This window comes from Magnetococcus sp. PR-3, assembly GCF_036689865.1.
In the GTDB taxonomy this organism is placed as follows: domain Bacteria; phylum Pseudomonadota; class Magnetococcia; order Magnetococcales; family Magnetococcaceae; genus Magnetococcus.
On the sequence record NZ_JBAHUQ010000058.1, the window covers coordinates 1 to 12,739 of the forward strand.

Here is a 12,739-nt window from a genome sequence, read left to right on the forward strand (position 1 = left end):
TGGGTAGGTTCTTCGGCCTGAATAAACATGTGCGTATGTATTGCTGTTTTGAGGGGGAGAATTACAGTGAGGGTTCCGCCAACACAGACATTCAAAAATGGTTGGGTCTTTGATTGATGTGGAAGGGGGCTGTTATGCGCCTATTGATCAGATAACAGACACAGAGCCAAACAGGTTTTTTACAGAGGGTGTGGAGCGCTGTCAGCACGGTTCCTGGAATAGGGGGGAGCAGGGTTGGAATGGTTCTGTGAGGTGCGCTGTTGTTTAATGACGCGGGGAAGCCATGTTCTCTGTGTGGCAACATGGCTTCCCTGGCGTAGGGGGTTAATCTTCAGGCTCTTCCCCTGGTAGGCGCTCCATCTCACCAATGCGTGCAATACGTAGAATATTGGTGTTGCCTTGCTGGCCAAATGGGACACCTGCAATCACCACAATACGGTCATCATTGGCTGCCAAGCCTTCACGACGGGTAATACGTGTTGCTTTGCCGACCATTTCAGCAAAGTTATGAACATCACTGGTGTTCACGCTATGTACGCCCCATACCATGGTTAAGCGGCGGGCAACCCGAATATCGGGTGTCAGACCCAAAATGGGCACGGGGGCACGGGTTCGTGACACACGTAATGCGGTAGACCCTGTTTTGGTAAAGGCGACAATGGCCTGACAGCCCCGGCTCATGGCGACATCCCGTGCCGATTTGCTGATGGCATCGTTATCGCTGTTATCAAAGGAGAGGGGGGTGTGTAGGTTACGCTGTAGGCAGTCTGGGTCGGACTCAGTCACCCGGGCGATACGATCCATCACAGAGACCGCATTACAGGCATAGGAACCAACCGCTGTTTCAGCGGAAAGCATGATGGCATCCGCACCATCATAGATGGCATTGGCCACGTCCGATGCCTCAGCGCGGGTTGGGATCGGGGCATCAATCATCGACTCCAACATCTGAGTAGCCACGATAACCGGCTTACACTGTTCTCGGCAGAGACGGATTAATCGTTTTTGCACAGCCGGTACACGCTCAGGGGTATACTCAACCCCTAAATCACCCCGGGCGACCATGACGCCATCGGTTACCTTTACGATCTCTTCAAGGTTCTCTACAGCCTGGGGTTTTTCAATTTTTGCCAGCAGCGCAGCACGGCCACGGATCAGCTTACGGGCTTCTCTAAGATCTTCCGGACGTTGAACAAAGCTTAGAGCGCACCAGTCGATACCCAGTTCTAAGCCAAATTCCAGATCAGCCAGATCTTTATCGGTTAAGGCTTTAACCGGTAACATCGCGGCAGGTACATTTAAACCTTTACGGTCTGAGAGTATACCGCCAACCCTGACTTCACAGCAGACACCATACTCTTCCACTTCCATCACACGTAGGTTAATGCGTCCATCATTAAGGAGAAGCTCCAGACCGGGGCGCATGACTTGGAATAACTCATCATGGGGTAGGGTAACACCATTAATGTCCCCTGTTCGCTCTTCTTTATAGAGTGCAAAATTCTGCCCACGGACCAGCTCAACTTCATCGGCCTCAAAGGTACCAATACGTAATTTTGGACCTTGAAGGTCCATCATAATACCCAGCGGGCGTCCGAGCTCCTCTTCCACGGAGCGTATCCAGTTATGCCGTTTGCGGTGGTCATCATGGGTGCCATGGCTAAAGTTCAGGCGGAAGGTATCGACACCGCTTAATGCCAGATGTTTGATAAATTCACGGTTCTGAGCATTAGGACCCAGGGTGGCAATAATTTTAGTACGACGTATAGATTTCATGAACGCTCTCCTGATGGGGTCGTAGCCCAGATCGTGTGAACCGCTTGATATGGATAGATTATCATGAGATTTTGGTCACACGAGGGTTGTAGTCGTCGCTCCCTGGTCCGGGTTAAGCCTTGGTGAGGTTGGCTAAACGACGCTGCCCACCATACGCCGTTCTGCAGGGAAGGAAAAGTGACGCTCTTTTTTTTCTTGATATAAGGCAGCAATAGGACCTGCATGCCGCCGTAAGGGGGCGCATAGCTGTCACCATAAAGAAAAGGCACGGTTAAAGTGCCTTTTCTCACAGAACATAAGCCTAACGCACGAACTACTTAACCAAGAGATAGTCTTCAATGGCTAAACAATCGATGGGGCTGGCGTAGAAGGTCTGTATGGCATCCCGTGGTGTACAAACAATGGTCTGCCCCCGTAAATTAAAGGAGGTGTTCATCACCATGGGGTGCCCTGTCTGTTGCTTTACATACTCCAGCAGCTGCCAATAGCGCGGGTGGGTCTGTTTATCCACCAGCTGTGGTCGGCAGGTGTGGTCAACATGGGTAATGGCTGAGACCTGATCCCGCAACTCTTCTTTAACCTTGCGGGCGGTGAGCATAAAGGGCTCAAACATATCATTTTCCAGATAGTCCCCAGCATGCTCTCTCTGTAGAGAGGGGGCTAATGGACGCCAAGCCTCACGCCCTTTAACCACATTCACATGATCCAACATAGCTTTACTGCTTGGGTTGGCAATAATAGAACGCTGGCCCAAAGCGCGTGGTCCAACCTCCATGGCACCCTGGAACCAACCAACCACTTTGTTTTCACCGATCTTCTTAGCAACTTCCAACGCGATGTCATCACACCGTTTTGCGGTTAAGCCAAAGTGTTTAATGGCTTGTAGAACTTCATCATTACTATAGCGGGTGCCTAAAGCAGCACTACGGATTGGCTGTAACGGTTTGGTCGCCTGGGATTGGTGGAGATAGCAGAGCTGCGCTGCACCCAGGGCTGTGCCTGCATCACTACTGGCTGGCAGTAGATAGAGCTCATCGGCGATACCAGAGTCCATCACCTTACCATTGGCTGAGCAATTTAGGGCCACACCGCCCGTAAGAACCAAATTTCGACACCCAGTTGCTTGAATGGCCATTTTACAGGTGGAAAGAATAGCCTCTTGCAAAGCGTGTTGGACCGATGCCGCAATATTCTTGTGGTTCTGCGTATAAGGGTTCTCATAGTAGAATTGATTGGTATCTCGTTCCAGCCATAGGTCCGGAATAATACGTTTTCCGAACTGCTCTTGAAACCAGTCAAACCAACTTAAGACGATAGAAGAATCTCTGTTTTGTTCGATGTATTTATTTTTAAGGGTGACACGATATCCACTCGGTAAAACTTTGAGGGGCTCAATGGGGTCAATGACTTCACCATAGGAGGCCAGTCCCATGGTTTTGCCTTCATTGCCGGACTTCATCCCTAGGTAGCGGGTTGCCGCTTCATAGAAATGCCCAAGGGAGTGTTCATGGCCTAAGGCATCTAAGAGTTTAAGCTGCCCACCTTTACCGTGATAGAGCGATGTTGCTTGCCCATGTTCACCGCTGCCATCAATAACAACAATGGTGGCTTCATCCATACCTGAACTGTAATACGCAGAAGCCGCATGGGCCATATGGTGGTCTACCATCGATATGGAGGGCAGACTTTTGGGGGCGAGTAGACGGTGAGATAAAAGCGGTTCAATAATATCCAGCGTATCATCCGTAATCTCCCAACCAAGGGAGATATGGTCCACATCATCCATGGTAATTCCGGCATGGTTTAGTGCCGCAAGCGTGGCCTTTGTCGGAACTTCACTGGTGGCATGTTTTTTATAAATAAAGCGCTCTTCCTCAGCCATGAAGATCACTTCATTGTCTTGCATTAAACAGACTGAAGCATCATGCCTAAGCCCACCATTAAGGCCTAAAATATACATAGTGAGTATCCACTAATAAGTGTGAAACATAACTGTTATCTAGCCAAACACCGCAACCAACCCCATGAGAGCTTGACTCGATCAGGCTTTACAGAAAGAAGCAAAAATTATGCAACTTGGGGTGAACTGGTGGGTTCTTTTTAACAAATAATCCGTCTAAGTCGCTTTCTTGAGGGGGTAGGGGGCCTGCTTCTAAGGTTAAAATGCCTGTTGTATCGAGGGCGGATTCAACCGGTTGAGCAGGGTGCCTTTTCGGTCTCTTGCCGCATTCATACGATGAGTGTGGGCGTGATCGGATCAACCATAAAAAAACCGGATGGCGTAGGCCATCCGGTTTTATCATGTAATGGGGGTGGCCGGAGCCATCCCATTACGGTCGGAATGTCGGTGTATTACCAGATGATCTGGTCAATACCGTCAAACTCCAATTCGGTACCATCTTCCAGGGTGATCGAGCCAGCGGCATCGCCAGTATCGAAGGTGATGGCATCAAAGACATCACCATCCACATCAATGGTCTCAACGGTGTAGTCAGAGTTGGTGTCAACAGTCCAGTTCCCGACATCTCCCAACTCCAGAACGGGATCGCTGGTCATGCCATCCATACGGATAACATCGGTGTAGTTATCACCACCGCTGATGAAGTCAGAGCCATCGTTCATACCAAAGATAAACAGATCATCCCCAGCGCCACCTTCAAGGATATCATCGCCCAAGCCACCTTCGATGACATCATCTCCTGCACCACCCGTTATCGTATCGGCACCATCTCCACCACTGAGCATGTCGTTGGCGTCGGTTCCTGTGAGTACATCGTCATCCTCACTACCCAAGATCTCATCTTCGGTCACAACCACATCAAACAATCCGGCTTCACTGGTTGCGCCCTCTTCATCGGTTACCTCTACCGACAAGCTCCGGGTGCCTGAATCTTCAACATCCAGCTGTAAGGATTGCAAGACAGACTCATAGGTATCCGCACTCTCTGTTCCTGAAAGAACCAGGTTACCATCCCCACCAAAGCCGCCACCAGAGACAACAATGTTGGTGCCGTCAATCATGTGGGTCGTTGAACCATCATCTGCAACCAGCTCATTAACGGTGTAGCCATCGAAGCTAAAGCTATCTGCGGCCTCTTCACCCTCTGTAATGCTAATGGTTGCTCCACTCAGATTGTCGCTGTCTGTATCGTTCAGCTCAATGTGACTGCCGACATCGACAGATCCATTGCCAATCTCATCATAGAGCATGTCATCCATGGTGACCGTTGGGGTGTCATCTACCACAATGGTGAAGCCTAGATCCACATCGATGACATTTTCATTGTTCTGATCACTGGCCACCGACATGGTGACATCAATCTCCCCAGCATAATCCTGTGGAGGGGTCATGGTCAGACCGTTGAGCTGATCCCCGGTTAGGCTCCAAGTACCATCGGCATTCTCAATACCGGCGGAGAGATCAGAGCCATCGGGTAGACCATCCAGGGTGATCAACATGGTCTCAGGGGAGGCATCGTTAACATCAAAGGATGCGGAGCTTAGGTTCAGGCTGATGGCCTGGTTTTCAATGCCTGCTGCATCATCAGCCGTGGAGACCTGACCGCTGGCATCGGCCTCAAAGCTCACGGTGAACTCTGCTGAGCTGTTGGCTTGAATATCGATCTCCCCACTATCTGGATCCCGATCCACCGAGTAGGAGGTCAGTTGCAGGTCCATGGTGCCGGACCAATCCTTGGGTGGTTTAATGTTCAGGGCATCCAGATCATCCGGGGCGACACTCCACGTACCATCACCATTATTAAAGCCATGAGAGAAGGTGGTATCTTCTGGCTGACCAGAGATCACAATGTTTAGTGACTCTTCACCGGTTCCATCCAGTACGGCGGAGAGACCTTCCAGCTCAAAGCCTTGATCTTCAACCCCCACCGCTGTTTGATCTTCAACCGTCAGGTTAACGTGGTCGGCGTCGGCCTGTACATCCACCGTGACGTTGGCGCTTACGGTAATGTCATCGGCCCCATCCGTTCCACCTTCACCACCGGTGGCGCGTACGGTCAGGTCTATGTTGTCATTGCTATCAGCCGCGGGGGTGATGGTTAGACCATCGGTGCTCCAGGCGGTGGCGGTGCCATCATCGGCGGTGCTGGTAACGGTGAGATCTGCAACATCGATCTCCCAGTTTCCGGTGTCATTGTTGAGGCTTCCCAAGTTCAGCTCTGCTCCAGCCGGTACACCCTCGATCTCAACCACGCCGCTCAAGGTCTCACTACCATCACTGTCGGGCATGCTCAGAGAGATATCCAGATCAATGGCGCTGTCTTCCAACCCGCTGGCATCGCTGATGGAGACATTGGGACCATCAGTCACGGCATCCACATCGATGGTCACTGTATGTGCCTGTTCAACCTCTTGACCGTTCACATCCAGCGTAATGGCGGTCATGGCAATGTTCAGATCGCCACTAAAGTCCTCAGGAGGCGTGATCTCCAGGGTTTCCACTTCCTCCATGCTGAAGACCCAAGCATCCTCAATGGGGTTAAAGGTGCCCGCTGACAAGCTGGAGCCTTCGGGTAGATCCGCATCATTGATCACAAAGGAGGTAACTTCAGAACCATCAGTCGTGGTCTCGTAGATAAGGTTATCTTCACTAACCGCAACAAAAACATCTCTGGTATCTTCGAACTCGACTTCAACTTCCTGTTGTTCTGTGACCGTGTAAGTCTCTGTGGTCATCAAGATCTCATTACCTTCTGCAACATCGGTCGTGGTTACAGTGGTTGAAATCCCTTCAACTTTGAACTCTTGGCTATTCGCACCGCCACCCTGGCCAGAACCCGTATGGGAAATGCTCACATTGGCGAGCGTTAGTCCGTCAGCTAAGTCAATGGTGAATGTATCCGTGCCATTGTTGCCGGTGTACACATCATCAATATCTACCGTACTGCTCGAACCATCAGTATAGGTCAGAACAACTTCACCATCATCCTTGCCGGTTTTAAACGACTTGATGTTGATATCGACACTATCTGTAGCCGTCACATCATAAGAAGCCGTATCGCCTGCTTGGTTTAAGTTGAAGCTGGTGTCATCTGTTTGAACTTGTGCAACATCCTTTTCCCACTGCCCATCATCATTTTGACTCCACCCAGCGGTTTCCATGGCATCGGAATCAACAACTTCCCGCTCCTGTTCCACATCAACATCCTGGAGTTCTGTTCTTGTGTTGGTGAAGGTTTCCGTTTCCGTGGTTTCCCACTGATCATTTTGATAGGTGTACCCCGCATCGGTCATGGCCTGGCTGTCAACGGTATCGGTCTCCACCGCAGTTTCTACCTCCAAAGAGGTAGCGCTGACACCCATATCAATACTGGTATCTTCATTACCAGTTCCACCACTGTTGATGGAGACACCACTGACCTCACCATCCCAGGCTACATCGCTGTTGGGGTGACCGTTGCCGGGGCCTGGGTTGCCGCTCTGATCCAGGCTGGTATCAATATCAATGGAGACAGTGACACTACTGTCAAAGTTAATATCCCCATCGTTCTCTTGGGTCACGGCTGTGACCGTGATGTCAAAGTTATCCCCGGTCTCCAGCCCCTCTTGGGGTACCAAATGTAAATTATCCAGCTGATCTTCGCTGACGATCCACTGACCACCCCCAGCATTGGTGGCGGTGTGTATGATATTACCGTCACCATCTACACCGGCGGCCAGGAAGGCGCCATCAGGTACATCGCTAACCACGTAGTAACGCTCTTCAGACCCATCGGTATCGATCATGGTGGATTCAATTTCGATGGGAATTTGATGCACACCGTCTGAGGCGATGTCTGAACTGATATCGCCCCCTTCATAACTGACATCGCTGGTTCCAAAGGTTAGGGTACCGTTGTCAGCGTTTAAGGAGACATGCCCATCGTTGGCATTGTTATCGATAACACTTCCGCCACCATTGTCATTACCGTTGCCATCGTTACCAATCACACCATGGGTTTCTGCCTCAAAGCGTTCACCACCAATGGTAATGCCATTAACACGCAGGGCAGAGTCATCATCGGCCCCCTTAATCATGATATTTTCAGGCTGCAGATCACTAAAATCGACACTGTCGATGGTAATACTGTCCCAATTGTTGTGGCTACCTGTTAGGGCCACATCGGTATTGCCTTCAAAAACCAGGGTACGGTTACCTTCATCATCCACCACATAAACTTCAAAGGCACCGGCATTGTCACCGCTATTGTTCCCATTGGCATTACCTGCCTGGGCAATATCGATGGTCATGGTGGTGTCAGGCTCGCTTGTGGTTTGACCTGCTTGCAGATTTTCAACCCCATCAGCTACACCCACCACATCTACATTGTGGATGGCGGTATTGGTCTCTAGATCACCATTGTTGTCCATGGCGGTGGCAGAGACGGTAACATCAAAGTCTTCATTGCTGTGGGTAGGGGTAACCAGGGTTAACCCATCCAGATTGTCTGGTTCAAACACATAGTTGCCATCGGCATCGGCGACCAGGGGTACACCATCCTGCAATAAGGTAACATCCGCAGGGATATCAGAGACGGTCACCTGAGTGATCACCTCGGCACCTTCATTGGTATTGCCATCGGTTACCGAAGGGGAGATGGTGAAGGGAATGCCCCCATCCATATCCTCATTACCTGCAGCATTGATGCTAATAGAGGGCTCATCGGCATCGGCCACCACGGTAACCTCATACTGCACTGTCTGGCTCCAGACATCACCACCATTCATTTCAATGGGGTTGCCGTCGTCACCCAGTATCAGATCTCCGTTATCATCTACCTGGAAGCCCCGCTCAGTAACGATCATGGAAACATCCACATTAATCTCACCAGAGTAGTCTTCTGGGGCGACCACCCGGATGGAGTCCATGGCATCAGGGCTTACCGCCCAGTTACCATTGCCAGCATAGCTCAGATCTCCCACATCTTCGGCCCATAGATAGGCACCATCAGGAGCATCGTCAGGCATACTGACCAGTACCGAGAGCTCTTCGGAATTATCCAGATCTTCAGTTAACTGAATGCTGGAAAGATCCATGATTACCGAGCCATCAGGGGCATCGACCACCGCTTGATCTTCGGTCATGGTGGCAGAAAGATCCCCATAAGAGGCTGCATCGGCTTCACCAACCACCAAGATATTAATTTGGTTGGTTACTGAAGCGCTGGCTGTATCAACATCGCCTGCATCACCGGCTTCACCTGTGGTGGGGTCGGTCTCAGTCGAGGTCGCTGTGACTTGGATCTTGAAGTTTTCATCACTGTTAGCCGGCGGATGAATGGAGAGTCCCTCCAACTGATCTGGGGTCAGGGTCCAGGTGCCATCCCCATTATCAGTACCAGCAGACAGGTAGGCACCATCGGGTACATCGCTAACGGTAATAGAGAGCGACTCTGAACCATCGGTATCGGTCAATGCCGCATTGATGTTCAGGTCAATGTCGGTATCTTCGTTGCCCCGTGCCCGATCAGCGGTGGTAAGGGTGGGGTCATCGGCCACGGCATCTACATTGACATTCAGGCTGCCGGTCGCGATATCGGTATCTTCACCGTCATCACTAATGGTTAGGGAAAAGTCCAGGTCAAAGTCGGCATCACTGTTCTCAGGTGGCTGAACCGTCATGTTGTCAAAGGTCCAACCAGTGGTGTTACCATCCCCATCTTCAGTGGCACTGAGCAGAGCTGTTGGTACCCGCCAAGTGGTGGTAACCTCAGTGGTGGTCTCAGGCTTGCCATCATCCCCCATGACCACGTTGCCATCTCCATCCGTTACAGCGGTAACGACCTTGCTGCTGGTACTCTCCAGGGTGGTGCCATCAACCACGATGGTGGCACCTTCGGAGCCAGGATCATCAGAGGTAATGATGACATCACCACTGATGGTCTCGGAACCATCGATATCCCCATCCAGGGAGATTGAGGGGGAGAGCTCAATGGTGCCATCTTCCAACCCGGTTGCTTCTGGGGTTGTTAGTGTTGCCCCATCGGCATCTGCCGTGACCTTAACCGTTGCTGTTTTGCTGGTCATTTGGGTGGCATAACCGTTGCCATCATCGGTGGCCTCTACCGTTGTGGTGGTAAAGGTTAATGGAATATCAGAAGAGTCATTTTCAGCAGGTGTAAAGACCAGGTCTTCAATTTCCCAACGGTAGTCCCCGTTCGCATTGCTGTGGGTTGGGGATAGTGCATCTTGGCTAACCGAATAGGTGCCATCCCCATTATCGGTAATTAGATGGGCGTTGGCACCATCAATGGCCAAAGTTGCACCATCGGGCACACCAGAGATGATGATGTCACCAGAGAGGTTCTCAGAACCATCGGCATCATAAAGCTGGATATAGTTGTTGACCGCAATACCGGTATCTTCTGTACCGCTGGCACTAAAGGAGATCTTGGTACCATCGGCATCGGAGGCAACATTGACCGAGAAACTGGTGGATTCAATGGCGCTGGTATCATCTACGGTGCTGCCATCTTCATCAAAATCTTTGGTGTAGGCGTTGACATCTACCGTAAAGTCTTCATCGCTGTGGCTACCCAAATACATGCGTACCCGGCCTGCATCCAGATCTTCAGCAGAGACATTCCAGTTGCCATCGTCATCTTTGGAAGCCCACTTCCAACCGCTACCACCTTCACTCACCCGCAAGCGCACACTCTCATCACTGGCATCGATCTGATAGAAGATCTCTTCCGAACCATCGGTATCAACCAGATCACTGGAGATGCCAGGGCCATTGGTGTCATCGTTCAGGGTGAAGTATTTGTCTTCACGGACATCGACATCTTCGGCATCGGCCATGTTCTGCACGCCATCGGCCACACCGGTTACTTCGACACTGACCGTATTGGTGCTGGTAATGGTATCGCTGGTAATACCATTACTATCGGTCACTTCCACGTTGAGATTCATGTCAAAATCAACGTTGGAGTCTGCTGGGGCCTGAACCTGAAGGCCGACAATGTCAAAGCTTTCATTGTCCGCTGTGGTTACGTAGTCGGCGGGAATCGTAAAGCTGTCATCACCACCGGTAGAGGTGCCCAGATCAATGATAGAGCCATCGTCTGGATCCACAATCTGCAGGGCAGCCCCTTCAGGCAGGCCAGAGAAGGTCACACTGCCGATGGATTCGGAACCATCGGTATCGGTGATCTCAAAGTTAGTGGTGACATCCATCCAACTATCTTCACTGCCAGCGGCTAAACTGGTCACGGTGACTTCATCAGCATCGGGGTTGACGGTGACGGTGAAGCTGTCACTGCCACTAAGGCTGTCATCCACCGTCACACCATCTTCGGCCATGTCGGTGAGGCTCCAGGATACATCCAGGTTAAACTCACCGCTGTAGTCATCGGCCAGATCAGTCATCTCAATACTGGTGAAGTCCACTGGATTATCGCCGGTGCTGGTGATGGTCCAGGAACCATCGCCATTGTCCACCCCTTCGGAAAGCTCGGCGCCGTTTGGAATGCCTTCCAGGGTTACCACCAAGGTTTCGGAACCATCGGTATCGGTCAAACCACCACTGATATCCAGGGTAATGGCCTGATCTTCAGTACCGGTGGTGTCGGTAAAGGTCATGGAAGGATCATCAGCCACGCCGGTGACAGTGACATCAATGGTGGTGGTGTCAACCACTGTATCAGTGCTTACATCGTTGTCATCGGTGGTGGTGACACTGACCCCTAGCTGGAAATCTACATTAGAGTCTTCAGGTGCTTTAACTTCCAGGCCTTCAATGGTGTAAGTATCGTCCGCATCGGTCTCAGTGACATAATCCATGGGTATGGTTGCGCTGCCATCGGTGACGGTGATGGAGGTCCCATCACTCATCTGCAGCTCTGCACCATCAGGAATACCGGTAATCGTAACACCCGTGATGGATTCAGAACCATCGGTATCGGTGAGGGTAAAGGTGGGCTCATTAACTGAGATCCACTGATCTTCCAGGCCGCTAGCATCACCTGTGGTAACGGTTACACCATCGGCATCTGGATTAATGGTCAAGGTAAAGTCAGCACTACGGCTGGTGGTATCATCTCCACCTGAATCGGCATCGCTATCCAGTACATTGACCGTCACACCCATATCGTAGGCCCCAGAGACATCTGCATTGGGACTTAGAACGGCAGTCAAACCATCCAAATCCCCAGCTTCCAGGGTCCATGTGCCATCTTCATTATCGGTACCTGCAGAGAGGGAGATATCGTTAGGTACATCGGTGATTACCACCGAAGTGATGGATTCACTACCATCAAGATCGGTTACGGCTGAGCTGATATCTAAGGCAAAGGAAGCATCATCCTCTGTGCCACTGACATCATTAGCCGTCAGGTCAGGCGCATCGGCGACGGAGGCGACCTCAACACTAATGGTTCCGTCGGTAATCTCGGTATCACTGGTGGCACCGTTTCCATCGGTGGTGGTAACAGAGATGCCCATGTCGAAGTTCGCATTGGAATCTTCAGGGGCCATCACCTGCAAACCATCCAGGCTGTAGGTGCCGTCACCATTGTCGGTGACTTGATCCATGCTCAAAGTGGCCGAACCATCGGTGATCTCAATGGTGGTGCCATCTTCCATCTGTAGGGAGGCCCCATCGGGAATGCCGGTAATGGTCACAGCGGTCACAGACTCAGAGCCATCGGTGTCGGTCACGCCAAAGCCGGAGTTCACATCCATCCAGCTATCTTCCGCACCAGAAGCTGAACCGGCGGTGAAGGTCACTTCATCCGCTTCGGGGTTTACGGTCAGGGTGAAATCGGTGGAGACCGAGGTGGTGTCATCACCACCAGCATCCGCATCGCTATCCAGCACGTTTACGGTAACGCCCATGTCAAACACGCCGGAGACGTCGCCATCTACGGTGGCGGTCAGACCTTCCAGATCCCCAGCTTCCAGGGTCCAGGTGCCATCTTCATTATCGGTACCGGCATTTAAGGTCACGGTATCTGGCACACCCGTG

General features: G+C 51.4%; 3 protein-coding genes. All 3 read right to left on the minus strand.

Going from position 1 to position 12,739, the window contains the following annotated elements; genetic code table 11:
- Window positions 1-324 precede the first annotated feature (324 nt).
- Window positions 325-1,776 (minus strand): pyruvate kinase, encoded by a 1,452-nt coding sequence (gene pyk, locus V5T57_RS20145; RefSeq protein WP_332893069.1) that lies wholly within the window; start codon window positions 1,774-1,776, stop codon window positions 325-327.
- A 313-nt stretch (window positions 1,777-2,089) separates the two neighbouring features.
- Window positions 2,090-3,736, minus strand: coding sequence for a carbamoyltransferase family protein (locus V5T57_RS20150; RefSeq protein ID WP_332893070.1), 1,647 nt, complete (start codon window positions 3,734-3,736; stop codon window positions 2,090-2,092).
- 392 nt (window positions 3,737-4,128) lie between these two features.
- On the minus strand, window positions 4,129-12,720 hold the full coding sequence (locus V5T57_RS20155) for a hypothetical protein (protein ID WP_332893071.1): 8,592 nt from the start codon (window positions 12,718-12,720) through the stop codon (window positions 4,129-4,131).
- Between the last annotated feature and the right edge of the window lie 19 nt (window positions 12,721-12,739).

Excerpts from the sequence above, each read along its gene's own strand:
- V5T57_RS20150 (WP_332893070.1), bottom strand. The coding sequence starts at position 3,736 with ATGTATATTTTAGGCCTTAATGGTGGGCTTAGGCATGATGCTTCAGTC.
- pyk (WP_332893069.1), bottom strand. The coding sequence starts at position 1,776 with ATGAAATCTATACGTCGTACTAAAATTATTGCCACCCTGGGTCCTAAT.